Source organism: Amycolatopsis sp. NPDC104863 (assembly GCF_055582965.1).
This window is the reverse complement of record NZ_JBVJOW010000002.1, coordinates 1,123,480-1,148,053: the sequence shown is the minus strand read 5'-3', so window position 1 is coordinate 1,148,053 and position 24,574 is coordinate 1,123,480. Positions and strand designations below refer to the sequence as shown.

The 24,574-nt window shown below is 71.0% G+C and carries 22 protein-coding genes and 1 tRNA gene; 19 read left to right on the top strand and 4 right to left on the bottom strand.

Going from position 1 to position 24,574, the window contains the following annotated elements; all coding sequences use genetic code 11:
• The first annotated feature begins 48 nt into the window (after positions 1-48).
• From ACZ63J_RS15220 to ACZ63J_RS15210, 3 genes are all read left to right on the top strand, one after another.
• Positions 49-1,821 (top strand): hypothetical protein, encoded by a 1,773-nt coding sequence (locus tag ACZ63J_RS15220; protein WP_465400976.1) that lies wholly within the window; start codon positions 49-51, stop codon positions 1,819-1,821.
• A gap of 90 nt (positions 1,822-1,911) precedes the next feature.
• Positions 1,912-2,535, top strand: a complete 624-nt coding sequence (locus ACZ63J_RS15215; protein WP_465333103.1) for a hypothetical protein — start codon at positions 1,912-1,914, stop codon at positions 2,533-2,535.
• Positions 2,536-2,603: 68 nt separating this feature from the next.
• Complete coding sequence (locus ACZ63J_RS15210) at positions 2,604-4,163, top strand: serine/threonine-protein kinase (RefSeq protein WP_465400975.1); 1,560 nt, start codon at positions 2,604-2,606, stop codon at positions 4,161-4,163.
• Here ACZ63J_RS15210 and ACZ63J_RS15205 read toward each other — a convergent pair.
• Positions 4,148-4,825: an alpha/beta fold hydrolase gene (locus ACZ63J_RS15205; protein WP_465400974.1), complete on the bottom strand. Its 678-nt coding sequence runs from the start codon at positions 4,823-4,825 to the stop codon at positions 4,148-4,150. The two genes, ACZ63J_RS15210 and ACZ63J_RS15205, sit on opposite strands and share 16 nt — an antisense overlap.
• Positions 4,826-4,959: 134 nt before the next feature.
• On the opposite strand from ACZ63J_RS15205, the gene ACZ63J_RS15200 reads away from it, so the two are divergent.
• The 3 genes from ACZ63J_RS15200 to ACZ63J_RS15190 all read left to right on the top strand — a co-directional run bounded on the left by ACZ63J_RS15200 (position 4,960) and on the right by ACZ63J_RS15190 (position 6,531).
• The gene (locus ACZ63J_RS15200; RefSeq protein WP_465306249.1) at positions 4,960-5,499 is read left to right on the top strand and encodes a DUF2716 domain-containing protein; all 540 of its coding nucleotides are present in this window, start codon (positions 4,960-4,962) and stop codon (positions 5,497-5,499) included.
• 33 nt (positions 5,500-5,532) lie between these two features.
• Positions 5,533-5,934: an immunity 7 family protein gene (locus ACZ63J_RS15195; RefSeq protein WP_465306247.1), complete on the top strand. Its 402-nt coding sequence runs from the start codon at positions 5,533-5,535 to the stop codon at positions 5,932-5,934.
• 303 nt (positions 5,935-6,237) lie between these two features.
• The gene (locus ACZ63J_RS15190; protein WP_465333100.1) at positions 6,238-6,531 is read left to right on the top strand and encodes a YiaA/YiaB family inner membrane protein; all 294 of its coding nucleotides are present in this window, start codon (positions 6,238-6,240) and stop codon (positions 6,529-6,531) included.
• Between the two features lie 42 nt (positions 6,532-6,573).
• Here ACZ63J_RS15190 and ACZ63J_RS15185 read toward each other — a convergent pair whose 3' ends face one another.
• Both ACZ63J_RS15185 and ACZ63J_RS15180 read right to left on the bottom strand, forming a co-directional pair.
• A complete protein-coding gene (locus tag ACZ63J_RS15185; protein WP_465400973.1) occupies positions 6,574-8,043 on the bottom strand; it encodes a phosphocholine-specific phospholipase C in 1,470 nt (489 codons plus the stop codon).
• A 187-nt stretch (positions 8,044-8,230) separates the two neighbouring features.
• Positions 8,231-8,303, bottom strand: a tRNA-Gly gene (locus tag ACZ63J_RS15180).
• Between the two features lie 187 nt (positions 8,304-8,490).
• Here ACZ63J_RS15180 and ACZ63J_RS15175 point away from each other — a divergent pair.
• The 3 genes from ACZ63J_RS15175 (at position 8,491) to ACZ63J_RS15165 (ending at position 11,477) form a co-directional block, all read left to right on the top strand.
• Positions 8,491-10,023, top strand: coding sequence for a sigma-70 family RNA polymerase sigma factor (locus ACZ63J_RS15175; protein ID WP_465400972.1), 1,533 nt, complete (start codon positions 8,491-8,493; stop codon positions 10,021-10,023).
• Positions 10,024-10,136: 113 nt separating this feature from the next.
• On the top strand, positions 10,137-10,577 hold the full coding sequence (locus tag ACZ63J_RS15170) for a DUF983 domain-containing protein (protein ID WP_465306239.1): 441 nt from the start codon (positions 10,137-10,139) through the stop codon (positions 10,575-10,577).
• Between the two features lie 39 nt (positions 10,578-10,616).
• On the top strand, positions 10,617-11,477 hold the full coding sequence (locus tag ACZ63J_RS15165) for an Fpg/Nei family DNA glycosylase (protein WP_465306237.1): 861 nt from the start codon (positions 10,617-10,619) through the stop codon (positions 11,475-11,477).
• On the opposite strand, the gene ACZ63J_RS15160 is transcribed toward ACZ63J_RS15165, so the two are convergent.
• On the bottom strand, positions 11,478-12,524 hold the full coding sequence (locus tag ACZ63J_RS15160) for a serine hydrolase domain-containing protein (RefSeq protein WP_465400971.1): 1,047 nt from the start codon (positions 12,522-12,524) through the stop codon (positions 11,478-11,480).
• A gap of 173 nt (positions 12,525-12,697) precedes the next feature.
• On the opposite strand from ACZ63J_RS15160, the gene ACZ63J_RS15155 reads away from it, so the two are divergent.
• The 10 genes from ACZ63J_RS15155 (at position 12,698) to ACZ63J_RS15110 (ending at position 24,511) form a co-directional block, all read left to right on the top strand.
• Positions 12,698-14,014 (top strand): sensor histidine kinase, encoded by a 1,317-nt coding sequence (locus ACZ63J_RS15155; protein ID WP_465333095.1) that lies wholly within the window; start codon positions 12,698-12,700, stop codon positions 14,012-14,014.
• Between the two features lie 19 nt (positions 14,015-14,033).
• A complete protein-coding gene (locus ACZ63J_RS15150) occupies positions 14,034-14,879 on the top strand; it encodes a S49 family peptidase (RefSeq protein WP_465400970.1) in 846 nt (281 codons plus the stop codon).
• 96 nt (positions 14,880-14,975) lie between these two features.
• Positions 14,976-16,514 (top strand): acyl-CoA synthetase, encoded by a 1,539-nt coding sequence (locus ACZ63J_RS15145; protein ID WP_465400969.1) that lies wholly within the window; start codon positions 14,976-14,978, stop codon positions 16,512-16,514.
• A 1-nt stretch (position 16,515) separates the two neighbouring features.
• A complete protein-coding gene (locus ACZ63J_RS15140; RefSeq protein ID WP_465400968.1) occupies positions 16,516-17,628 on the top strand; it encodes a TetR/AcrR family transcriptional regulator in 1,113 nt (370 codons plus the stop codon).
• 116 nt (positions 17,629-17,744) lie between these two features.
• Positions 17,745-19,139, top strand: a complete 1,395-nt coding sequence (locus ACZ63J_RS15135; RefSeq protein WP_465400967.1) for a carbohydrate-binding protein — start codon at positions 17,745-17,747, stop codon at positions 19,137-19,139.
• An 84-nt stretch (positions 19,140-19,223) separates the two neighbouring features.
• A complete protein-coding gene (locus ACZ63J_RS15130; protein ID WP_465306221.1) occupies positions 19,224-20,060 on the top strand; it encodes a LytR/AlgR family response regulator transcription factor in 837 nt (278 codons plus the stop codon).
• Positions 20,061-20,073: 13 nt separating this feature from the next.
• Positions 20,074-20,598: a hypothetical protein gene (locus ACZ63J_RS15125; RefSeq protein ID WP_465400966.1), complete on the top strand. Its 525-nt coding sequence runs from the start codon at positions 20,074-20,076 to the stop codon at positions 20,596-20,598.
• A gap of 30 nt (positions 20,599-20,628) precedes the next feature.
• On the top strand, positions 20,629-22,419 hold the full coding sequence (locus ACZ63J_RS15120) for a sodium/solute symporter (RefSeq protein WP_465400965.1): 1,791 nt from the start codon (positions 20,629-20,631) through the stop codon (positions 22,417-22,419).
• Between the two features lie 116 nt (positions 22,420-22,535).
• Complete coding sequence (locus ACZ63J_RS15115; RefSeq protein WP_465400964.1) at positions 22,536-22,886, top strand: DUF485 domain-containing protein; 351 nt, start codon at positions 22,536-22,538, stop codon at positions 22,884-22,886.
• Positions 22,883-24,511 carry a solute symporter family protein gene (locus tag ACZ63J_RS15110; protein ID WP_465400963.1) on the top strand — a complete coding sequence of 543 codons (1,629 nt, stop codon included), beginning with the start codon at positions 22,883-22,885 and terminating at the stop codon, positions 24,509-24,511. Before ACZ63J_RS15115 ends, ACZ63J_RS15110 begins: the two co-directional genes overlap by 4 nt.
• The last annotated feature ends 63 nt before the right edge of the window (positions 24,512-24,574 follow it).

Genomic DNA, 24,574 nt, shown 5'->3' with positions numbered 1-24,574 from the left:
CAGGTCACGGCGGTCGGGGAGCCGGCTGGGCTTTCAGAGGGGAGCCACGTGACCACCGAAGCACCACCCAGGCCGCAGGGCGCGCTCGGCCGCATCCGGCCGACCGGCCGCGCCCGGGAAGGCCTGCTGGCCCTGATCGTCGGCGGCGTCCTGTCGGCACTGTTCAACTACCCCGTGCTGCTGCACCCGAAGTCGTCGGTCACCGCCGACCTCGGCGACCCGCTGCTGCAGGCGTGGCAGCTGGCGTGGCAGCACAACTTCGCCACCGGCGGCGGGCCACTGTGGACGGGGAACACGCTCTTCCCGGCGGTCGACAGCTTCGCCTTTTCGGACTCCCTGCTCGGTTACCTGCCGCTGACGCTGTTCGGCGACGGCCAGTACGCCGCGATCTTCCGCTACAACATCGTCTTCCTGATCGCCTTCGCGATGGCCTATGCGGGCGCGTACCTGCTGGTGCGTCAGCTCGGCGGCACCTGGCAGGCCGCGGCGCTGGCGGGTGTCGCGTTCGCCTGGGCGCCCTGGCGGCTGACCCACATCAGCCACCTCAACATCCTTTCCTCGGGCGCGATCGCCCTCGCGCTCTTCGCGCTGGCCCGCGGCCACGGTTACTCCCTGCGGCACGGCCGCCGTCCCGAGCTGGCCCGCCCGTGGTGGGCGTTCGTCGGCTGGGTCGTCGCGGCGTGGCAGGTGACGCTCGGGTTCGCGGTCGGGCTCCCGTTCGTCTACCTGCTGGGCGTCGTCGGGCTCGTGATCCTGGTGGTCGCGCTGCGGAACCGGAAGACGTTCGGCACCCGCCTGGCCGTCCTGGACGGCGCCGGGGTCGTGGTGTTCCTCGTCGTCACCTACCTGATGACCATCCCGTTCCGGCAGGTCGTCACCGACTACGGGTTCAACCGGCCCTGGGAGGAGGTGAAGGTCTTCTCGCCGCCGGCGGACGGCCTGTTCACCACCCTCAGCTCGACGTGGCTCTGGCAGGGCACCCCGCTGGACCCGAACACCGGCATCCTGGTCGACTCGAACTGGCTCCTGCAGCCCGGCGCGTCCGAGAAGGTCCTCTTCCCGGGGCTGGCGCTGCTCGTGGTGGCGCTGGCGGGGCTGTTCTACAGCGCCTGGTCGGTCCGGGTGCGGGCCGCGCTCGGCGCCGGTTCCGTCGTGGTGTTCGTCTTCGCGATGGGCTCGCAGTTCTTCGGCGGCGACTTCACCTACTACATCCTGTGGAAGTACCTGCCCGGCTGGGACGCGCTGCGCACGCCCGGGCGCCTGATGCTCTGGGTGATCCTGCTGCTGATCCTGCTCGCGGCGGGCGCGCTCACCAAGGCGTCCGAGTGGCTGCGCGACCGCGACACGACCTACGCCCGGGGCCGCGCCCTGCAGCTGCTGCTCGGGGTGCCCGCGCTGTTCGCGCTGCTGGAGGGCATCCCGGACGTGGGGCACCCGTCGCCGCCCGGCATCCCGCCGGACCTGGCCGCGACCTTCCGGGACGACCCGCGGCCGGCGGTGATCCTGCCGATGGTCCAGGAGCCGGACAAGCCGTTCAGCGAGTTCGTCTACCAGTTCTGGTCCGTCGAAGGCTTCCCGAAGCTCGCCAACGGCCATAACGGGCTGCTGCCCCCGGAGTACCTCGAGATCAACGAGGCCTTCAAGACGTTCCCGGACGTCCACAGCGTCGACGTGCTGCGTAAGTACGGCATCCCCCGGGTGCTGGTGCTGAAGGTCGGCGCCGCCGGGACGCCGTACGAACAGGCGCTCACCCGCCCGCTCGACGGGCTGCCGCTCACCCGCACCGAATCGACGGACCTGGTCACCTTCACCCTGCGCTAGTCACCTCTTCGGCCCCCGAAACTGTCGTACATATGTTCTAAAATGGGCGTTGTCCAGGGGAGATGCCGCCCGCACCGCGCGGGTGGCGTGATGGAGGAAGGCAGGGCCATGGCCTACATCACCCTGCCCACGTTCGTGGGCTACAGCGCGAGTTCCGGTCCGTCGCGGTCGTCGTTCGTCCGGCGGCAGCGCCGGCTGTACGAGGACCCGGCGCGGGCCGCGTTCAACTACTACCGGCGGGCGGCCAACGCCGTGCGGTCCGGCCGGGCGGCCAACCAAGACGCGACGGCGTTGCGCGCACTGGTCAACGCCGCCGACGAAAAGGTGAAGCCGCACTACGCCGCGATAGCCGACGGCTGGCTGCGCTACCTCGGCCGGAAGTCACCGAGGCTGGTCGAGGTCGGCCGCGGCCGCTGCCGCATCGGCGAGCTCGAGATCGGCGTCAGCCCGCAGCTCGGGCTGCGCAAGAGCAACGGCCGCCGGTACGCGACCTGGCTCTATTTCAAGGAAGAGCCGTTGACGAAGGACTCAGCGCAGCTCGCGCTGTGGGTGCTCGAGCAGGCGATGCCGGACGTCCTGCCGGGCGGCGAGGCGCTGGTGATCGACGTCCGCCGGGCGAAGGAGTACCAGCTCTCGGCGCGTGACCGCGAACGGCTGCGACCCTGGGCCCGCAGCGAGGCTTCGGCCTTCTTGACACTCTGGGACGCCGCCTGAGAAGGGGAGGCGCCGGGCCTGCCCGGCGCCTCCCTTAGCATCGCCCCCGAGCGTTCAGGGGGGCGACGATGAGACTGGTCGCGGGACGGTACGCGATCTCGGCCGAGCTGGGCCGGGGCGGCATGGGCGTCGTCTGGCGCGCCGAGGACAGGGTGCTCGGCCGGCCGGTCGCGCTGAAGGAGCTGGCCACCCCGCCGGGGACGAACCTCGAGCGGGTCATGCGCGAGGCGCGCACGGCCGGGCGCCTCAACGATCCCGGCGTCGTCACGGTCTACGACGTAGTCAGCGAGCACGGCGCCACCTTCATCGTGATGGAGCTGGTGGTCGCGCCGACGCTCGCCGACGTCGTCGGCCGCGAAGGCCCGCTGGCGAACGACCGCGTCGCCGCGCTCGGCCTGCAGGTGCTCGGCGCGCTGGAGAGCGCGCACGCGGCGGGCATCGTGCACCGGGACGTCAAGCCCAGCAACATCATGGTGCTGCCCGGCGACCGCGTGAAGCTCGCCGACTTCGGCATCGCGCGGGCGATGGACGACCCGTCGTTGACGCAGACCGGCGGTGTCATGGGCTCGCCCGGGTACATGGCGCCCGAGCTGTTCGCCGGGGCCGGGCCGTCGCCCGCGGCGGACCTCTGGTCGCTCGGCGCGACGCTGTTCCACGCCGCCGAGGGCCGGGCGCCGTTCCAGCGCACCACCACGGCCGCGACACTGCACGCGATCATGTACGACCAGCCGGTGTTCGAGCACTGCCGCGGCCCGCTCGCCGACGCCGTGCGCGGGCTGCTCACGCAGTCCACTTCGGACCGATTGGGTGCGGCCGGCCTGCGGGGGCTGCTTTCCACCGCCCGCAGCGCGATCACCGACGCGCCGACCCAGGCCGTCGACCCGGCTTCGCTGCCGACAATCGTTTTCGAGCCCGTGACGTCGAAGGTCGCGACGCCGTCACCGACCACAGTGGACTGGGACCGCCCGCGCAAGAAGCGGCTTCCGCTGGTGCTGACCGGCGTAGCGGTCGCCGTCGTCGCCGCGCTCGGCGCGATCTTCCTGCTGAAGCCGGACGGCACGACCCCGGCGGCCGCGAGCGCGCCCGGCGGTTCGGCCGGACCCACCCCGACCACGTCCGCGACGCCGTCGCATCCGAAGTCCAGCCCCAAGAAGTCCTCGGCGCCGCCGGCCACGAGCGCGTCCGCGCTGCCCGGCGCGAGCTCGGCCGCGGCCCCGCCGCCGTCGAGCGCGGGGGACAAGCCGCACCCCGCCGAGGTGCCGCTGACCCGCTACCACCAGCCCGACGGCGGCCACTTCAGCGGCACGAAGAAAGTCGGCCCGCCGGCCGGCTTCACGAAGGAAGGCGTGTTCGGCTCGCTCGTCGCGACGGCCGAGCCGGGCACGCGGAAGCTGTTCGCCTGCAAGGTGAAGGACCAGAAGGACTGGTTCAGCTCGACCGACCAGAGCGGCAAGTGTGAAGGCCAGCAGTCACTCGGCCTGCTCGGCCACCTCTACGCCAACCCGCCGTCCTGGGCGAGCGCGCGGGCGATCTACCGCTGCAACGCGGGCGCGAGCCACTTCGACTCGCTCGACGCCGGCTGCGAGGGCAAGACCAAGGAGTTCCTGATGGGCTACGTCGTCGTCTGAAGCACGATGTCGGCCACCAGCTCCGGGCGGGTGACGAACGGGTGGTGCGCCACGGCCAGCTCGACGACGTCGGTCGCGCGTTTCGCCTGCTGCCGCTGCGTCTCCGGCGGGGTGGCGCGGTCGTCGGCGCAGACGACGTAGGTCGACGGCACGTCCCGCCAGGCCGCGGTAGTCGTCGGCTGGCCGAAGACGACCTCGTTCTGCGGGGTGAGCCGGGCCGCGGCGCCGGCGTAGGTGGCGTCGTCGAAGTCCTGGGCGAACAGCGGCCGCACCAGCTCTTCCCGGACGCTCGCGGTGCCGTCGCCGTGGCTGACGTGCCAGGGCGCCGGCTCCCCGGTGCCGAAGCCGGCGAGCGCCTGGCCGGCGTCCGGCAGGAACGACGTCACGTACACGAGCCGGCGGACCGCGGGGTGGCCGCCGGCTTCGGAGATCACCATTCCGCCGTACGAGTGCCCCACGAGCACCGCGGGCTCGTCGGAGGCGTCGAGCAGCGCGCGGACGGCCGCCGCGTCGTCGTGGAGGTCACCCCTCGGGTCGCCTTCGCAGCTCGGCAACACCGCCGCTGAGCTGCGAAGACCGTGCGCGCTCAGCACGTCGGCGGTCGGCTGCCACCACCACGCGCCGTCCCGGACGAACGCTCCGTGCACGAAGAGGATCCTCATGGTGACAACTTGGCAGAACCCACCCGGTCGAGTGACACAGTTCGCGCGGAGCGGACGAGGACTGGACAAACCGGAGGCCGAACACGAAGCTTTCGCGTGTTCTTCCGTGCCTGGCCCAACCTCGAGGTCGAAAAGTGAATGCTGCCTGGGAAGCCGTCTCCCGCGTCGCCGACGAGCCCGCCTGGTACTGGGTGTACGACAAGCTGGCGTTCTGGCCGAGCACCTACGCCCACGCCTGGCCGGGCTTCCGCGAGCCGGCGCCGTCGCGGACCTGGGACCTCTCGCCCGGCGACCTGGACCGCGCGTCGGCCGAGTTCCGCCTCGGCCCGTACGCCGTCGACGAGCACCAGGTCTCGGCCATCGCGGCGGCCGCGTTCCGCGAGGTCTGCGGCCCGGACGACTGGCTGTGGGCGCTGCACTGGCAGCACCAGTCCTACCGCGTCCGCCCGCACCGGATGACCGACGGCGCCCGCTGGCCGGTGCCGGTGTTCCCACGCGCGGACTACCACCTGTTCCTGGCCTCGGACTTCTCGTTCGGCACGCTCGGCCACCCGTGGGAGCGCACGCTGTGCGTGTTCGGCGAGAAGCTGGTGCCGGCGTTCGAGCGGCACGGCGAGGGTGTGCTGAACAACGTCCTGCGCCGCGACGGGAAGCCGTCCGCGCTGGCCCGCTGAGCCCGGCGTTGATCTCTTGCTACCGTTCTGCGGGTGTTCGAGTATCACGGGTGGGCGACCATCCAGGCCACGACCAGCGGCGACGACGACGCGGCGCTCCTGGAGCGCCTGGTCGACCGCGTCCACCGCGCGATCCGCGACGCGGGTGACTTCGACCTGGTCGACCTCCGCTGGAGCGCGGGCATGCCGATGCTCCACTTCGGCGGCTTCGACAAACACGGCGGCCGCCTCGGCCCGGAGCTCCTGGACCTCTTCACGAGGGTCGGCGAGCTGGCCCCGGGCTCGTACGGGCTCCTGTACACGTGGGACGACCAGGACACCGAGCACGACAACGACTTCCGCGTCTACCGCATGGCCCGCGGCCAGGTGACGGAGCGCGAAGACCCCCACCTGACCCCGGTGGCCCCGACGGTCCTGGACGTCTACGAGCTGTAGCCGGCGCTCTCGCTTCTTCGTAGTTCTGCCCAAGCCACCCGCCGCTCCCGCGATCCCGCCGCCCTGGCTGTCCACAGCCTCCCGCGAATGTGGACAACCAAGCCGGGTCTGGGCTCATCCCGGCCTTCCGTCGGCACCCCCCGATACGCTGGAAGCGGGGCCGGCCCCCAGGGAGGGCGGGGGCTGCCTTACGCGCGGGGGTTGTGCCGCAGGGCCGCCGCGCCCGAGCTGTAGCCCCATCGCAACCGGCGCTGAGTAGTTCTGCTCAAGACACCCGCCACCCCTCGGCGAGACCGTGGTCACATGACCAAATCCGGAACCACGTCCCCCACCACGACGGCCTTCTACATCCAGGCGGCCCTCTCCTTCGGCCTGGCGCTGGCCGCGGTCGTCGGAGCGATCACCTACCTGCCGGTCGACGGCTGGATCCGGGGTTTCCTCGCCCTCGGCATGCTCTACCTGGTCACCTCGACCTTCACCCTGGCCAAGTGCGTCCGGGACAGACAGGACGAGACCTCGGTGGTCTCCCGCGTCGACCAGGCCCGGCTCGACAAGCTCCTCGCCGAGCACGATCCCTTCAAAACCTCCGCGGTGTAGGAAAAGCGGCCACCCCCGCGAAACGGGGGTGGCCGCGAACCGTCACGGGTGGCGCGGCACCCGCGGGCGGCCGCCCGGCTCCTGGCGCGGCGGCTTCTGGTCGGCGCCCGGGAACGTCGGCGCCGGCAGGTTGGCCTGCTCGAAGCGCGAGAGCGTCAGCGGGCCCGACGTGTCCGGCAGGACCGGCGGCTGCGCCTTGTGGTCGCCGAAGCGGAACGCCGACGTCAGGTCGCCGAAGGTGCGGCGGCGCCAGTCGGAGATGTTCGGCTCGGCCACGCCGGTCACCTTCTCGAGGAACTGCAGCGTCGACGTGTGGTCGAAGTTCTCGCTGCACACCCAGCCGCCCGCGGTCCACGGGGACACGACGATCGCCGGGACGCGGTAGCCCGCGCCGACCGGGAGGCCGTTGCCCGGGGTGCCGCCCGGGGACGTCTTCGTGACGAACTCGTGCGGCGTGCCGGCCGGCGGGGTCGGCGGGACGACGTGGTCGAACAGGCCGTCGTTCTCGTCGTAGTTGAGGATGAACACCGTCTTGGCCCAGACCTCGGGGTTGGCGGCGATCGCGTCGATCTTCGACGCGACGAACGCGGCGCCCTCGGCCGGCGTGTACTGCGGGTGCTCCGACGCCGTCGAGGTGCAGATGATCCAGGAGACCGTCGGCAGCTTGTCGTTGCGCGCGTCGTACTCGAACTGGCCCTCGGGCCGGTGCGTGAGGCCGTTGACCGCGAGCGGCGAGTCCGCGGGCGCGTTCTTGAAGTTCGCGAAGTTCTCCAGCATGTTGCAGCCGTAGGTGTCGCTCTGCTCGTACACCTTCCAGCTGACGCCGGCCGCCTGCAGCCGCTCGGCGTACGTCGTCCAGGTGTAGCCGCCGGCGGGCGCCTTGTTGTCGAGGATCGGGCCGCCGTTCTCGCCGTCCGGGTCGACCGTGCCGGTCATCCACATCATCCGGTTCGGCCAGGTCGGGCCGAAGACCGAGCAGTGGTAGGCGTCGCAGATGGTGAACGCCTCGGCGAGCGCGAACTGGAACGGCAGGTCGGCGCGCGTGTGGTACCCCATCACGTACGGGCCGTTCTTGCCGTCGGCCTTGCGGTGCGCCGGCAGCCAGCTGTCCATCTTGCCGCCGTTCCAGGCCTCGTGCTGGACCGACCACGCGTGCGACGTCGAGGGGATCTTCTGCGCGTTGGTGGCGTGCGTATCCAGGTGGAACGGCAGCGCGTACCCGGCCGGGTTCTCGGCGTCCGGCTGGTAGAACACCGGCTTGCCGTTCGGCAGCCGTGCCGCGTGCGGGTCGGAGAACCCGCGGACACCCGACAGCGTGCCGAAGTAGTGGTCGAACGAGCGGTTCTCCTGCATCAGCAGCACGACGTGCTCGATGTCCTTCAGCGAGCCGTGCTTCGGGGCGCCCTGGGCGAGCGCGCGCTGGACGTTCGGCGGCATGAGGGTGGCCGCGGCCGCGGTGGCGGCGACTCCGGCGGCAGATCCGAGAAGACGGCGACGAGTCAGTTCGGTCATGCGAAGCACGATCACGCCCGAGCATCACCCGAAAAGGTGGCTTCGGCCGAACGACGCCGGAACACCGGATGAAAACAGTTCCCGAACCCCGACAAACCCCGCCAGAAGGTAACGGCGACCCCTGTGACCGCGGTCACGAACAAGGGCCGCACCCCTGGTTTGCACCAGTGGTACGGCCCTGAACTTGAGCGGATGACGGGATTCGAACCCGCGACCCTCACCTTGGCAAGGTGATGCGCTACCAGCTGCGCTACATCCGCACTGCGTTGCTGTTGAGAGCACTCTATACCCTCCGGAATCCGCTCCGATGAGCGGGTCCCCCGGTGCCCTGACCCGGTGCTTCGGTGTCACAGCTGGCGTACAAGGGGTGACGACGGCTGATTCCCTCCGTATGGTGTCCCCATTCGACCGAACGGGGAGACCTTCGGGGAGGAGGTGCCGGGCCGGATGACCGAGCTGGGCACGGTGCCGCCACCAGCGGCCTCGGAATCCGACGAGCAGGCACTGCTGCAACGACTTCGAAACGGTGAGGACGCCGCGTTCGGGGAGCTGTTCGAGTTGCACGCCGCCGCCGTCCGGAGACTGGCGCAGAGCCTGGCTTCCGACCGGTCCGAGGCCGAGGACATCACCGCGGAGACGTTCTTCCGCGTGCTCCAGGCCCTTCGCCGTGGCTCCGGCCCCCGGGACTACGTCCGCGCCTACCTGCTGACCGTCGCCCGCCGGGTCTCCTGGGAGTGGCACGGCGCCCGCCGCGACGTCCCCGTGTCGGACGACGAGCTGACCTTCCGCGCCGGCGCGGGCGCCGACACGCACGCCCGCACGGCCGAGCACACGCTGATCACCACGGCGTTCACGAGCCTGCCCGAGCGCTGGCGGTCCGTGCTGTGGCAGACCGAGGTCGAGGGTGAGCAGCCCGCGATGGTCGCCCCGCACTTCGGGCTGAGCGCGAACGCCACCGCGGCGCTGGCCCGCCGCGCCCGCCAGGGGCTGCGCGCGGCCTACCTGCAGGCCCACCTCTCGGTGAGCCGCGGACCGGACTCGTGCCGAGCCGTGGTCGAGAAGCTCGGCGGGTTCACCGCGGGCAGCGTCACCGGGGCCGAGGCCGAGCGGATCAAGGCGCACCTGCACGGCTGCTCGTCGTGCCGGGCGACCCAGGACGAGCTGCGTGACGTCTGTTCGTCGCTGCGCGCGCACGCCGGGGTGCTGGTGCTGCTGGTGCCGGCCGCGGCGGGCGGCAGCGGCGTGCTGACCGGGCTGGGCGCGGCGCTCAAGGGTGTCCTCGTCGGCTCCAAGGTCAAGATCGGGCTGGCGCTGGCGTCGACCGCCGCCGTGGGCGCCGTCGGCGTCGCGGCCGGTCCGGTGCTGTTCGGCTCCGCGCCCGTGCAGGACGTCGGGTTGACCGGCGGCGCTCCGGAGCTCGTGGTGGTGCCGCCGACCGAGACGCACCACCAGCCGCCGCCCCAGTCGCAGCCGGACCCGCAGATCGGCATCGGTGTGCTCAACGGCCGCGGGACCGGGGCTTTCCCGGTCCGGCAGCGCGGCGGGCAGCGTCAGCTCGGGGCGAACGAGGTGCCGGGGGTGCCCGGTGGTGACGTCCCGGCCGGGGAGCCCGGCGCCGGCGGCGACGCGCTGACCCCGCGCGACGACATCACGTCGTCGACGTTCAGCACGCCCGGCCACTCCTCGACGTCGCCGCGGCTGGACTCCGAAACGCCCACCCCGGACATGACGATCACCGAATCCGGTGACACGCCCACGCCGGAGAGCGCGGACGCGCCGGAGCTCTCGCCGGGCGACCGCCCGGAGTGGACGCCGACCCTGACCAGCACACCGGCGCCGACCGGCGACGAAGGCGCGACCACCGAGCCGTCGACCTCGGTCACGCCGACGTCGGGGAAACCGTGCCCGAGCAGCACGTCGGCCGTCACTGGTTCGAGCGAACCGTCCGATTCTGCCGAGTCCGGCTCCGCGGGTTCCTGATCAGCGGTGATCAACTTCGCCGGGTGGGATGTCCGGTTCCGCCCTCGCGCGGGTGAGCCCGCGCACGGTACCGTTGTGCTGCTCACCCTGCGGGCGGCCCGGGAGGCTACTGAATGAACCGGCTGGTGCGCGGCGAAGACGGCCGCGACTGGGTGGTCCGTGCCCAGATGGAATGGCGTGCCCCGGCCACGGCCGACGACTTCGAGCACGACGTCGCCGGCAGCTACGGCCCCGGCATCGCGATGATCGTGGTCACCGCGCTGCTGGCCGTGATCCTCGTGGTGTGGACGCCGGACCAGGTCAACGTCCCGGCGTGGGTGTTGCTGGCGCTGTTGCTGGTGATGTTGTTCTTCCCGTTGCGGTGGATCCTGCGCCGGCCGTGGACGGTGGTCGCGGAGACCGAGGGTGACGTGACCGGCGACCGGCCGTCCGAGCGCTGGGTCGGCACCATCCGCGGCATGTTCACCGTGCAGGGTGAGGTCAAGAAGATCTCGAAGACCATCCAGCGGCACTCGCTGCCCGACTTCGACGGGCCCCTGCACCCGGTCGAGTAGCCGGTACCGGAATTCGGCCGAAGGGGTGAAACTGGGGACATGCCCGAGCTACCCGAGGTCGAAGCGCTGGCCCACCACCTGCGTGAGAACGCCGTCGGCCAGACGATCTTCCGCATCGATGTCGCATCGCTGAGCGTGCTGAAGACGGCGACCCCGCCGTGGACGGACCTGCACGGCCGCGAGATCACCGGCGCGACCCGGCACGGCAAGCACCTCGACGTCGTCGCGGGTGACCTGCACCTGGTCGTCCACCTGGCCCGCGCGGGCTGGCTGCGCTGGTCCGACGGCCTGGCCCCGGCGCCGCTCAAGCCGGGCAAGGGCCCGATCTCGCTGCGCGTCCACCTCGAGTCCGCCACCGGGCCCGGCTTCGACCTCACCGAAGCGGGCACGAAGAAGGGCCTCGCGGTGTGGATCGTCAAGGACCCGCAGGAGATCTCGAGCGTCGCCCGCCTCGGCCCGGACGCGCTGGCCGTCGACGCCGCGCAGCTGCGGGAGCTGTTCGCCGGGAAGAACACGCGGCTGAAGTGGGCGCTCACCGACCAGTCCCTGATCGCCGGCATCGGCAACGCCTACTCCGACGAGATCATGCACCGCGCGAAGCTCTCGCCGTACGCCACGATCGGCAAGCTCGACGACGGCGCGCTGGAAACCCTCGCCGAGGCGATCCACGAGATCGAGTCCGACGCCGTCGAGCGCTCGGTGGGCCAGAAGGCCGCGCGGCTGAAGGGGGAGAAGCGCTCGGGCCTGCGGGTACACGCCCGCACCGGCCTGCCGTGCCCGGTCTGCGGCGACACGATCCGCGAGATCTCCTTCGCCGACAAGTCGTTCCAGTACTGCCCGACCTGCCAGACGGGCGGCAAGCCGCTGGCCGACCGCCGGATGTCGCGGCTGCTGAAGTAGTCAGCAGAAGACCGCCACCAGCGGCTGCTCGGTCGTCGACGGCACCGGCACGCGGCCCTCGGCCTCGGCCCGGATGTCGAAGGCGGTGGCGACCAGGGTGAGCTGCCGCCGCCCGTCGGTCATCGAGACGCTCAGGTAACCCGGGCCCGCGCCGGTGTTTCCCCAGACCGTCCGGCCGCAGGGCAGCGTCAGCTTCTCGACGCCGAGCTCCTGGCCGACGAGCTCGGCCTGCTCGGCCGGCCGCAGCAGCCGGCCGGCGAAGAGCGCCCGGTGGAACGCGGCCAGGTCGTCGACGGTCGACACCATCGCGCCCGCCGTCCAGTCGTAGGACGGGCTCAGGGTCGTCCAGTCGACGCCGTCGAGGTCGTAACCGTGCAGGTGCGGGCCGGTCAGGTACGGCGAGGTCAGCGGGAACGACGTGTGCGCGAGCCCGAGCGGCCGCAGGATCCGCGCGGCGATCTCGGCGCGGACGTCGTGGCCGGTGACCCGTTCGACCAGCTGCCCCAGCATGAGGTAGCCGGTGTTCGAGTACTCGTGCTTCCCGGGCGGCGACGGCGGCGTCCGCAGGGCGAGCCGGATGACCTCGCCGGGGGTGTAGACGTACCCGCGGTCACCGGCGAAGTAGGGCGCGAACAGCGTGCTGTCGGCCGGGTCGTGGATCCCGCTCGTGTGGCCGAGCAGCTGCCGCGGCGTCACCGGCGGCACGCCCGGCAGCCCGACGGGCGCGTCGAGGTCCAGCCGGCCCTCCCCGGCCAGCTGCAGCACGACCACCGCCGTGAACGCCTTCGTGTTGCTCGCGATCCGCCACCGCTGGCCGGCCGCCGCGGGCTCCCCGGTCCGCGTGTCCGCAACCCCCGCCGCGTAGTGCGCCACCCGGCCGCCGTCGCGGTGGTACGCGACGGCGGCCGGGTATCCCCCCTCGGACACGAGCGTGGTCACGGCGTCACGCACCGGATTCCCCCGTTCGGCCGCACGTGCTGGGCCGGCCGCCCCCACCGTCGTCACCAGCACCGCGAGCACCCCGGCCGCGAACCCCCGAAACCGCACTCTTCCTGCCCCTTTCCCCCGAGCCCGTGGAACAGCACAAGCCTTCCGCGCGTTGCGCACGGTGACCATGCGGACAGCCACCCGACGCTTAGTAGGGTCGTTCCCACCCTCGGTCGTCACGTTTGAACAGAAAGTGGGATCAGGCCTTGCACCCGGTTGATCGAGCGCAGAGCATGGACGCCGTGTCCGGGTTTCCGCTTGCGCAGGTCGTCCCCTGGGGGGTCGCGGTCCTGCTCGGCATCGTGGTGATCGTGCTGCTGGTCAAACTGCGCAAGCCGGCCAGCGTGGTGGAGGACGCCATGCTCCAGGCCGTCCACCGGATGTCGAAGGCGGCGCCGAACCTCCGCTCCGGCCTCGACGAGGACGCCGCCGACAAGATCACCACGCAGCTGCTGCAGATGCTCGACTGCGTCGCGGTCGGCATCACCGACAGCGAAGGCACGCTCCTGTCGTGGGACGGCGAGGCGAACGAGCACTACGTCGACCTCGTCGACGCGATCGGCGCCTCGATCCGCAAGCACCGGCGTGAGGTCGTCGCGCACGACCGGATGCCCTGCAACCACCGCGGCACCTGCCGGATGAAGACGGCGGTGATCGTGCCGCTGCTGGTGGAGGGCGAGACCGAGGCGGCGCTGATCGTCGTCGGCCGCACGCGCGGGCGCCTGGTGCAGATGGCCGACGCGGTCGCGCAGTTCGTCTGCACGCAGTTCGAGCTGTCCCGGCTCGACGAGTCGAAGCAGCAGCTGCAGCAGGCCGAGATCAAGGCGCTGCGCGCGCAGATCTCCCCGCACTTCGTCTACAACGCGCTGAACACGATCTCCGCGCTGATCCGCACGGACCCCGAAGAGGCGCGAGAGCTGCTTCAGGACTTCGCGGACTTCACGCGCTACTCGTTCCGGACGTCGGGCATGTTCACCTCGCTCGCCGAGGAGCTGCGCAACATCGACCGCTACCTGACCATCGAGAACGCCCGCTTCGGCGGCCGGCTCGAGGTGCGGATGAAGATCGCGCCCGAGGTGCTCAGCGTCGTCGTGCCGTTCCTGATCATCCAGCCGCTGGTGGAGAACGCGGTCAAGCACGGCCTGGCCAGCAAGCCCAGCGGCGGCTGCGTCACGGTGATCGCGCAGGACTACGGCACCGAGGCGCTGATCAGCGTCGAGGACGACGGCATCGGCATGGACCCGCGGCGGCTCAACGAGCTCAAGAGCGCCCACCGCACCGGCGCGCACGTCGGGCTCGGCAACATCAACCAGCGCATGCAGCAGGTGTTCGGCGGGGACTACGCGGTGATGGTCGAGACCGCGCCCGGCGCCGGCATGAAGGTGACGCTCCGGGTGCCGAAGTTCGTGCCCGGCGTCCGCCCGAACATGCCGGACTACAGCTCGGACGCCGAGGCCGAGGTCCCGTCGCAGGGCGGCCCGGCCCAGCTCAACGGCGCCGAGGTCAACGGCGTCAACGGCACCCGGTCCGGCATCCTCCCCATGGGCTGAATCCGGCTAGCCTGGAGTTATGAGCGTTACGGACAAGCTGGCTTCGCGGATCCCGGTGCTCGCCGACCGGGTCGAGCGCAAGGACGTCGTCGCCGTGGTGAAGCTGCACGGCGTGATCACGCCGTCGCCGTCCCCGCTGGCCAGGGGCGCGATCAACCTGGCCGCGGTGGAGTCGGCGCTGACCAGGGCGTTCGCCCACGACCGGCTCAAGGCGGTCGCGCTGCTGATCAACTCGCCGGGCGGCGCCCCGACGCAGTCCGGCCTGGTCGCCGAGCGGATCCGGCAGCTGGCCGACGAGAAGAAGGTGCCGGTCCTGGCGTTCTGCGAGGACGTCGCCGCGTCCGGCGGGTACTGGCTGGCGTGCGCGGCGGACGAGATCTTCGCCCACCGCACGTCGATGGTCGGCTCGATCGGCGTGATCAGCGGCGGCTTCGGCTTCACCGGGCTGCTGGAGCGCTTCGGCATCGAGCGCCGCCTCCACACGGCGGGCGCGAACAAGTCGCGTCTCGACCCGTTCTCGCCGGAGAAGCCCGAAGACGTCGAGTGGCTGAAGAAGATGCACACGCAGCTCCACGACCTGTTCGTGAGCTGGGTGAAGGACCGCCGCGGCGACCGCCTGACCGCCACCGAGGACCTCTTCACCGGCGACGTCTGGCTCGGCGCGAAGGCCGAGGAGCTGGGCCTGATCGATGGCCTCGGCAGCCTCCGGCAGATCATCACCCAGCGCTACCCGGACGCGGAGATCTCGGTCGCCGAGCCGAAGCGCCCCCTGCTGGCCCGCCTCGGCGTCGGCGCCCCGGCGGCGGCATCGGCCCTGCTGGACGCGGTGACGCACAAGGCGGCCTGGTCCCGCTTCGGCCTCTGAGCCATCCCCTCGACGGCGTGACCGTCGTCGAGGTCTGTCCTCCTAAGTGAATCGGCGCTAGGCTATGTGAATCAGCGCTAGGCAAGGGAGCGGTGGATGCACCTCACGCAGACCCTCCACCAGGCCGTGCAGCAGGGGCCCGACCGCCCGATGACCGAGTTCGGCGACCGCGTCCGGACCGTCGGCGAGGTCGCCGGGCGCGTCGCGCGGTTCGCCGGGGCGCTCAAGGAGCTCGGTGTCGGCGCCGGTGACCGCGTCGGGATTCTCGCCCTCAACTCCGACCGCTACCACGAGTACCTCCTCGCGACGCCGTGGGCGAACGCCGTGCTCAACCCGATCAACATCCGCTGGAGCCCGGCGGAGATCGCCTACTCGCTCACCGAGTCCGGCACGCGCGTGCTGCTCGTCGACGACGCCTTCGTCCCGATGGTCCCGAAGCTGGGCGACGACCTGACCACCGTCATCCACATCGGCGAGGCCCCGACGCCGTCGGGCATGCTCGGGTACGAGGACCTCGTCGCCGGCGCCGATCCGGTCGAGGACGCGCGCCGCGGTGGGGACGACCTGCTCGGCGTCTACTACACCGGCGGCACCACGGGCACGCCGAAGGGCGTCATGCTCAGCCACCGCAACCTGCTGACGTCGGCCCTGGGCAGCCTCGCCACCGGCCGCTTCCTCACCGCGCGCGGCAAGCTGCTGCACGCCGCGCCGATGTTCCACCTGGCCGACGGCGCCGCGTGGGCGGCCGGGCAGCTCGTCGGCTCGACGCACGTGATCGTCCCGATGTTCACCCCGGCCGGTGTGCTCGAGGCGATCAGCACCCGGCGGCCGACGGACACGCTGCTGGTGCCGACCATGATCCAGCTGCTCGTCGACCACCCGGACGTCCCGAAGCACGACCTGACGTCGATGAACCACGTCGTCTACGGCGCCTCGCCGATCTCGGAGGCCGTGCTGGAACGCGCGCGGAAGGTGTTCCCCGGCGCGGGTTTCGTGCAGGCGTACGGCATGACCGAACTCTCGCCGGTCGCGACGCTGCTCTCGTCGGAAGACCACGACGACCCCGCGCTGCGCCGGGCCGCCGGCCGCGCGGCGCCGCACGCCGAGGTGCGGATCGTCGATCCGGACGACGTCGAGGTGCCGCGGGGGACCGTCGGCGAGATCGTCTGCCGCGGTGACCACGTCATGCTCGGCTACTGGAACCGGCCGGAGGAGACGGCGACGGCGTTGCGCGGCGGCTGGATGCACACCGGCGACGGCGGGTACATGGACGAGCGCGGGTACGTCTTCGTCGTCGACAGGATCAAGGACATGATCGTGTCCGGCGGCGAAAACGTGTACTCGGCCGAAGTGGAGAACGCCCTGGCGAAGCATCCGGCCGTGGCCGCGTGCGCGGTGATCGGGGTGCCCGACGAGCACTGGGGCGAGCGGGTGCACGCTGTGGTCGTGCTGCTTGAAGACCGCGAAGCGACCGAAGACGAGCTGCGCGACTTCTGCCGCGAAGCGATCGCCGGCTACAAGGTGCCGCGCACCTTCGAATTCACCGACGCGCTCCCGATGTCCGGCGCGGGCAAGATCCTCAAGCGCGAGCTGCGGAAGCGGCACTGGACCGGCGGCGACCGCGGGGTCCACTGAGTTGTCCGCACCCGCCCGCGGCACCCGGCCGCGCAACCGCCGCGCGCTGATCGTCGCCGCGGCCGCGGAGATGTTCGTCCGCCGCGGGTACCCGCACGTCCTGATGGGCGACATCGCCGAGGCCGTCGCGATCGGGCCGTCCGCGCTGTACCGGCACTTCGGCGGCAAGCAAGAGCTGCTCGCCGAGGTTGTCGGAGACGCCTTGCGCGCGCTCGACGTCGGTGACCTCGCCGAGCTGGCGACCGGGGTGCTCGACCGGCGCGACGCCGGCGTCCTGTGGCAGCGCGAGTCCCGGCACCTCGACCCGGCCGAACGCCACCGCGTCGGCGAACCGCTGCGGCGGCTGGCGCGGCAGCTCGCCGACCGGCTCCGGGACCGGCGCCCGGAGCTGAGCGCGGACCAGGCCGGGTTGCTGGCCTGGGCGGTGCTCGCGGTGCTGGTCAGCGTCTCGTTCCAGCGGGTCGGGCTGCCGCGTCCGGCCTACGACGAGCTGATGACGTCGCTGGCGGCCACGGTCGCCTCGGTCGCCCTTCCGGACCTGGGTGAGCGCACCGCGGAACCGGTCGTCGAGCCCGCGAACCGGCGGGAGCTGCTGCTGGCGACCGCGACCCGGCTGTTCGCCGAGCGCGGTTTCCACAGCGTCGGCATCGAAGAGGTGGGCGCGGCCGCCGGGATCGCGGGGCCGAGCGTCTACCACCACTTCGAGAGCAAGTCCGAGCTGTTGATGATGGCCCTGCGTGCCGGGGCCGACGCGCTCGGCGAGGGCCTGCGGACGGCGTCGCTGCCCGGGCTGCTGCGGTCGTACACGAGGTATTCGCTGGCCCATCGGCACGTGGTCGACCTGCTGATCACGGAGGTCGGGCTGCTGCCGGAACCCGAGCGGCACGCCCTGCGCCGCACCCAGCGCGAGTACGTCGAAGCGTGGGTCAGCCGGCTCCCGGACCTCGACACGGGCCCGGCGCGGGTGCGTGTCCAGGCCGTCCTCACGGTGGTCAACGACGTCGCCCGGACCCCGCACCTGCGTACGCTGCCGGGCATCGAAGGCGCGCTGCTCGCCATCGGGTCGGCCCTGCTCGGTCTGTCCGGTTCGGGTAGTTCCGGGCAGGTTTTGTGACCCGGATCACTCTTCCCTGGTAACGGGTCTGGCGATCTTCCCGGGTCGGGAGGTCCCCTTGTCACGGGCTTTGTTGCGATCGGCAACAAATCCGGACGACGAGGAGGTCGTACCCGATGCCCCACTCCCGAAGATTCGCCATCGGCGCGGTGCTCGGCGCCGCGCTCATCGCGGTTCCGCTGACCCTGCCCGCCGCCGCGTCCATCCCGCCGCCCGACTCGGGCTGGACCACGGTCTTCGCCGACGACTTCACCGGCGGCGCGGGCAGCCTGCCGTCCGGCTCGAACTGGATCATCGACACCGGCCACGCCTACCCCGGCGGCCCCGGCAACTGGGGCACCGGCGAGATCCAGAACTACACGGCGAGCACGTCGAACCTCTCCCAGGACGGCGCCGGCAACCTCCGCATCACGCCGTTGCGCGACGGCGCGGGCAACTGGACGTCGGCGCGGGTCGAAACCCAGCGGACCGACTTCAAGCCGCCGGCGGGCGGGGTCATGCGGATCGAAAGCCGGATCCAGATGCCGAACGTCACCGGCGCCGCCGCGCTCGGCTACTGGCCGGCGTTCTGGGCGCTCGGCGGCCCCTACCGCGGCAACTGGTGGAACTGGCCCGCCATCGGCGAGTTCGACATCATGGAGAACGTCAACGGGATCAACTCCGTCTGGGGCGTCATGCACTGCGGCGTCAACCCGGGCGGCCCGTGCAACGAGACCACCGGCATCGTGGCCAACCGCGCCTGCCCCGGCAGCAGCTGCCAGTCGGCCTTCCACACCTACCGCTTCGAATGGGACGCGAGCGTCAGCCCGCAGGTGTTCCGCTGGTTCGTCGACGGCCAGCAGTTCCACTCGGTGAGCCAGAACCAGGTCGACGCGACCACGTGGGCGAACATGACCAGCCACCAGGGTTACTTCGTGCTGCTGAACGTCGCGATCGGCGGCGCGTTCCCCAACAACAACTCCGGCACGACCACGCCGGGGCCGGGGATCGTGCCGGGCCGCCCGATGGTCGTCGACTACGTCACGGTGTCCACGCGCGGCTCCGGCGGCGGCACCACCACACCGCCGCCGACCACGACGACCACGCCGCCCGGGAGCGGCGGCAGCGCGTACAGCACCATCCAGGCTGAGTCGTACTCGCAGCAGAACGGCCTGGCCAAGCAGACGACCAGCGACACCGGCGGCGGCCAGAACATCGGGCCGGCGGGCAACGGCGACTGGGCGCTCTACCCGGGTGTCGACTTCGGCGGCTCCGCGGCGACCAACTTCCAGGCGCGCGTGGCGTCCGGCGCGGCCGGCGGTGTCAGCGGGCTGGTCGAAGTGCGGCTCGACAGCCTGTCCAACGCCCCGATCGGCGGTTTCGCCGTCGGGAACACCGGTGGCTGGCAGAGCTGGCGGACCGTGCCCGCGAACATCAGCGGCGTCACCGGCGTGCACAATGTGTACCTGACCTTCACGAGCGGCCAGCCCGCCGACTTCGTGAACCTCAACTGGTTCACCTTCGTGCATTGAGACGAGGGACCCGCGGCCCCCTGGCCGCGGGTCTCCCCACTTCAGGCGGACGGGGGCTGGACATTGCACTCGGCAATGGGCAGGATGCGTTTCACTGTGAGTGCTCACGATGACACCCGGAAGCTCGTGGTCCTGGCTGTGGACGACGAGCCGAAAGGGCTTGACGAACTCGTCCACTGCCTGACACACAGCCCGCACGTGGCGAAGGTGTTCCCGGCGATCGACGCGTCGGAAGCGCTGCGCATCCTCTCGACCGACGACCCGAGGCTGCGCGAGCGCAAGGACCGCGGCCTGCCGATCGTCGACGCCGTCTTCGCCGACATCGACATGCCCGGCCTGTCCGGCATGGAGATGTCCCGCGTCTTCGCCGCGCTGCGCCCGTCGCCCGCCCTGGTGTTCGTCACCGGGCACGCGGAAGAGGCGGTCAACGCCTTCGATCTCGGCGCGCTCGACTACGTCCTCAAGCCGTACCAGCAGGACCGCCTCGACCGCGCGATCACGCGCGTGATCGACAAGCTGGCCTCCGCCGCGGCGCCCCCGCCCGGCGCGCTGGGCGGCGAGCCGGGCGTGAAGAACGACGACGAGGTCATCCCGGTCGAGCTGGCCGGCACCACCAAGCTCATCCCGCGCTCGTCGGTCCGCTGGGTCGAGGCGCAGGGTGACTACGCGCGGCTGTTCACCACCGAAGGCAGCCACCTGGTCCGGATCCCGCTGGCGCAGCTCGAGGAACGCTGGGAGAAGGCCGGGTTCGTCCGGATCCACCGGTCGTTCCTGGTCGCGCTGCCGCTGATCACCGAGCTGCGGATGGGCCAGGGCGGTTACCAGGTCGTGATCGGCAACGAGGAGAAGGTGCTGCCGGTGAGCCGGCGGCACACCCGTGCGCTGAAGGACCGGTTGGTCGGTTCGGGCCGGAACGGCTGAGCCGGGCCCGGTCATGACCGACGACTTCTACGAGCGCCGCGCGAACGGCGTGCGCGAACCGGATCCCACGCTCGGCCGGCGCGCCCGCGAACGGCTGCCGCAGCCGACCGACCGGGCCGTCGTCGAGTCGCTCCCGCCGGCGCCGGACGAAGAGGCGCCGAAACCGGAGCACCACGCCCGGCCCAAGCGGGAACGAGTGATCCTCAACGACCCGCGGCGCGGCGCCGGCACCCTGCGCGCCCGCGTCGAGCTGGAAGAGCAGACCAGCTGGGGAAAACTGCTGGTGCGCGACCACCTGGTGAAGGTCCAGCTGCGGACGGCGTTGCTGCTGTCGCTGCTCGTCGTCGTCGTGTTCGGGTCGCTGCCGGTGCTGTTCTACCTGGTGCCCGGGTTCTCCGCGCTGAGCCTGGCCGGCATCCCGGTGGCGTGGCTGATCCTCGGCGTGCTGCCGTTCCCGTTCCTGTTCGGCGTCGGCATCTGGTACAACCGGCTGGCCGAGCGCAACGAACGCGCGTTCGTGGACATGATCGAAAACTAGCTCCGCACGACTCGTGCGAGGATTCCTCCCGTGCAGCTGAACCCGTGGGCGTTGACCGGCATCGTGCTGGTCGCCGTGGTGACCTTCTACCTCGGTCACCGCTCCTCGCGTTCGGCCACGAGCACCCACGACTTCCTGGTCGCGCGGCGCACGGTCCGGTCCCGGCGCAACGCCGCCGCGATCTCCGGTGAGTACCTGTCCGCGGCGTCGTTCCTCGGCATCGCCGGGATCGTGCTCAAGGACGGCGCCGACGCGCTGTGGTTCCCGATCGGCTTCACCGCGGGTTACCTCGCGCTGATGCTCTTCGTCGCCGCGCCGCTGCGCCGCTCCGGCGCGTACACGCTGCCGGACTTCCTGGAGATGCGCCTCGGCTCGATCGGCCTGCGCCGCTTCTCGACGGCGTTCGTCGTGTTCATCGGGATCCTCTACATGGTCCCGCAGCTGCAGGGCGCCGGCCTGACCTTGGCGACGATCCTGCCGGTGCCGGTGTGGGCCGGCGCGGTCGCGGTGATGGTCGTGGTGGCGTTCAACGTGATCGCCGGCGGCATGCGCGCGATCACCGTCGTCCAGGCGTTCCAGTACTGGCTCAAGCTGTTCGCGATCTCGGTGCCCGCTTTTGCGCTGTGCATGGTCTTCTTCGCCGGCGGCGGCCCGGACGGCTTCCGCCCGCTCGGCGTGGCCGCGCCGCCCGTGTTCACCACCGACACCACTGTGGACGTCCAGACCGACGTCACGCTGCACGTCACTTCGGACACCTTCCTGTACGCCTACGGCCGCACGGACAACGGCCCGGCGGCCGGGCCGACGCACTGGACCCCGCTGGCGCCGCACACGGTTTCCGAAGGCACGAAGCTGAAGTTCCTGGCGGGGACGCCGGTGCCGGTGGTCAGCGACGCGATCGCGAACAACGACAGCTGGCTGCACCCGGGGTCGGGCAGCCTCACCGACCTGCTCCAGACGTACTCGCTGATGTTCGCGACGTTCCTCGGCACGATGGGCCTGCCGCACGTGCTGGTCCGCTTCTACACCAACCCCGACGGCAAGGCCGCGCGCCGCACCACCGTGCACGTCCTGCTGCTGCTGGGGTTGTTCTACCTCTTCCCGACGCTGCTGGGCGCGCTGTCCCGGATGTACGTCCCGGAGCTGCTCGTCACCGGCAAGACGGACGCGGCGATCCTGCGGCTGCCCTCGGCGATCCTGCCGGGGATCGGCGGCCAGCTGCTCGGCGCGGTGACCGCCGCGGGCGCGTTCGCCGCGTTCCTGTCGAGCACGTCCGGGCTGCTGGTGAGCGTCGCCGGGGTCGTGTCGACCGACCTGCTGCCCGGCCGGGTGCGCGACTTCCGCGTGGCGACCGGGCTGGTCGCGCTGTTCCCGATCGGGCTCGCGGTCGCGCTGCGGCCGGAGGACATCTCGCTGTCGATCGGGCTGACGTTCGCGCTCGCGGCGTCGACGTTCAGCCCGTTGCTGGTGCTGGGCATCTGGTGGCGCAAGCTGTCCTGGCCGGGGGCGCTGGCGGGGATGTTCGTCGGCGGCGCGCTGGTGCTGGCGGCGCTGGTGGTCAACGTCGTGAGCGGCTACACCGGCGGCTGGGCGCCCTGGTTCGTCAACCAGCCGGCGCTGATCACCGTGCCGGCCGCGTTCGTGACGACGTACTTGGTCAGCCGCGTGACCGGCTACGGCCGCCCGGAGCACGTGCACGACATCATGCTGCGGCTGCACGCGCCCGATCCGCTCGGGTTCATGCGGGACAGGGCGGTCGCCCGATTCGGACAAGCCGAAGAAAAGACGCGAATCGCCGGCCGAGGCCGGCACCGCAAGTAATGCGCTGACAGTCCGTAAGAAAGTGATACCCGATCGAGGGATTACGAATTACACCTTCGACCCATAAGTTCCGTTGGTTTCTACCAGCACGAACAACGGGAAGGTGGAGATCCGCCGTGAGCAGCACCGAACAAGACGTCGGTGGCGCGGAGCCGCAAACCGACTGGGAGAGGGTCCAGGCGAGTCCCGAATTCGCGGACCTCCGCCGTCGGTTGCGGTCGTTCGTGTTCCCGATGACCGCGCTGTTCCTGCTCTGGTACCTGCTGTACGTCCTGCTCGCCGACTACGCGCACGGCTTCATGAGCACGAAGCTGTTCGGGAACATCACGGTCGGCCTGGTCTTCGGGCTGCTGCAGTTCGTCTCGACGTTCGTCATCACCTGGCTGTACGTGCGCTACGCCAACCGGAAGCTCGACCCGGTGGCCGACGAGATCCGCGCCCGGATCGAAGGGGAGCCCGGCAAATGAGCCTCGCCGCGGGGGTGGAGGGCAGCAACTCCACCCTGAACATCATCATCTTCCTGGTCTTCGTCGCGATCACGCTGGTGATCGTGTTCCGGGCCAGCCGCAACACGAAGACGGCGTCGGACTACTACGCCGCCGGGCGTGCGTTCACCGGCCCGCAGAACGGCATCGCGATTTCCGGTGACTACCTCTCGGCGGCGTCGTTCCTCGGTATCGCCGGCGCCATCGCGGTCAACGGTTACGACGGGTTCCTCTATTCGATCGGGTTCCTGGTCGCGTGGCTCGTCGCGCTGCTGCTGGTCGCGGAACTGCTGCGCAACACCGGCAAGTTCACGATGGGCGACGTGCTGGCGTTCCGCATGAAACAGCGCCCGGTGCGCGCGGCCGCCGCCGTTTCGACGCTGGCCGTTTCGTTCTTCTACCTGCTGGCGCAGATGGCAGGCGCCGGTGGTCTGGTCAACCTGCTGCTGGGCATCGAAGGCGAGGTGGGGCAGGACGTCGTGATCGCCGTGGTCGGCGTGATCATGATCCTGTACGTGCTGATCGGCGGCATGAAGGGCACCACCTGGGTGCAGATCATCAAGGCGGCGCTGCTGATCGTCGGCGCGTTCGCGATGACGCTGTGGGTGCTGGGGAAGTACGGCTTCAACCTGTCCGACCTGTTCCAGGCCGCCGTCGACAAGGGCGGCAAGGGCGGCGCGGCGCTGCTCGACCCGGGCAAGCAGTACGGCAAGACCGGCACGACGAAGCTCGACTTCCTGTCGCTGGGCGTCGCGCTGGTCCTCGGCACGGCCGGCCTGCCGCACGTCCTGATGCGCTTCTACACGGTCCCGACGGCGAAGGACGCGCGCCGCTCGGTGGTCTGGGCCATCGTCCTGATCGGCGTGTTCTACCTGTTCACGCTGGTGCTCGGCTACGGCGCGGGCGCGATCGTCGGGCCGGACAAGATCGCGAAGGCGCCGGGCACGACGAACTCGGCGGCCCCGCTGCTGGCGCTCGAGCTCGGCGGCCCGGTGCTGCTCGGGTTCATCTCGGCGGTCGCGTTCGCGACGATCCTCGCGGTGGTGGCCGGCCTGACGATCACGGCGTCGGCGTCGTTCGCGCACGACGTCTACGCCAACGTGATCAAGAAGGGCAAGGTCTCCACCGGCGGCGAAGTCCGCGTCGCCCGCGTCACGGCGCTGGTGATCGGCGCGGTGGCCATCGCGGGCGGCATCCTGGCGAAGAGCCAGAACGTGGCGTTCCTGGTCGCGCTGGCGTTCGCGGTCGCGGCGTCGGCGAACCTGCCGACGATCCTGTATTCGCTGTTCTGGAAGCGGTTCAACACCCAGGGCGCGCTCTGGTCGATCTACGGCGGCCTGGTCGTCACGATCGTGCTGATCGTCTTCTCGCCGGCGGTCTCGGGCAAGCCGGTCGACGCGAAGACGGGCAAGAGCGCGTCGATGATCCAAGGTGTCGACTTCCACTGGTTCCCGCTGGACAACCCGGGCCTGGTCTCGATCCCGGCGGCGTTCCTGCTCGGCTGGCTCGGCACGGTCCTGTCGAAGGAGCGGAACCCGAAGAAGTACGCGGAGATGGAGGTCCGCGCCCTGACCGGCGCGGGCGCCGAGAAGGCCGTCACGCACTGACCCGGCCGGGGGGGTTGCCCGCTTCCCCGCAAGCACCGCCCCACCTTGCCCCCTCCCCCCCCC

What these genes read in the sequence shown, in the direction of transcription:
- ACZ63J_RS15215 (WP_465333103.1), top strand. Translation starts at nt 1,912, where the DNA reads ATGGAGGAAGGCAGGGCCATGGCCTACATCACCCTGCCCACGTTCGTG.
- ACZ63J_RS15210 (WP_465400975.1), top strand. Translation starts at nt 2,604, where the DNA reads ATGAGACTGGTCGCGGGACGGTACGCGATCTCGGCCGAGCTGGGCCGG.
- ACZ63J_RS15205 (WP_465400974.1), bottom strand. Translation starts at nt 4,825, where the DNA reads ATGAGGATCCTCTTCGTGCACGGAGCGTTCGTCCGGGACGGCGCGTGG.
- ACZ63J_RS15190 (WP_465333100.1), top strand. Translation starts at nt 6,238, where the DNA reads ATGACCAAATCCGGAACCACGTCCCCCACCACGACGGCCTTCTACATC.
- ACZ63J_RS15185 (WP_465400973.1), bottom strand. Translation starts at nt 8,043, where the DNA reads ATGACCGAACTGACTCGTCGCCGTCTTCTCGGATCTGCCGCCGGAGTC.
- ACZ63J_RS15175 (WP_465400972.1), top strand. Translation starts at nt 8,491, where the DNA reads ATGACCGAGCTGGGCACGGTGCCGCCACCAGCGGCCTCGGAATCCGAC.
- ACZ63J_RS15170 (WP_465306239.1), top strand. Translation starts at nt 10,137, where the DNA reads ATGAACCGGCTGGTGCGCGGCGAAGACGGCCGCGACTGGGTGGTCCGT.
- ACZ63J_RS15165 (WP_465306237.1), top strand. Translation starts at nt 10,617, where the DNA reads ATGCCCGAGCTACCCGAGGTCGAAGCGCTGGCCCACCACCTGCGTGAG.
- ACZ63J_RS15155 (WP_465333095.1), top strand. Translation starts at nt 12,698, where the DNA reads ATGGACGCCGTGTCCGGGTTTCCGCTTGCGCAGGTCGTCCCCTGGGGG.
- ACZ63J_RS15150 (WP_465400970.1), top strand. Translation starts at nt 14,034, where the DNA reads ATGAGCGTTACGGACAAGCTGGCTTCGCGGATCCCGGTGCTCGCCGAC.
- ACZ63J_RS15145 (WP_465400969.1), top strand. Translation starts at nt 14,976, where the DNA reads ATGCACCTCACGCAGACCCTCCACCAGGCCGTGCAGCAGGGGCCCGAC.
- ACZ63J_RS15135 (WP_465400967.1), top strand. Translation starts at nt 17,745, where the DNA reads ATGCCCCACTCCCGAAGATTCGCCATCGGCGCGGTGCTCGGCGCCGCG.
- ACZ63J_RS15130 (WP_465306221.1), top strand. Translation starts at nt 19,224, where the DNA reads ATGCGTTTCACTGTGAGTGCTCACGATGACACCCGGAAGCTCGTGGTC.
- ACZ63J_RS15125 (WP_465400966.1), top strand. Translation starts at nt 20,074, where the DNA reads ATGACCGACGACTTCTACGAGCGCCGCGCGAACGGCGTGCGCGAACCG.
- ACZ63J_RS15110 (WP_465400963.1), top strand. Translation starts at nt 22,883, where the DNA reads ATGAGCCTCGCCGCGGGGGTGGAGGGCAGCAACTCCACCCTGAACATC.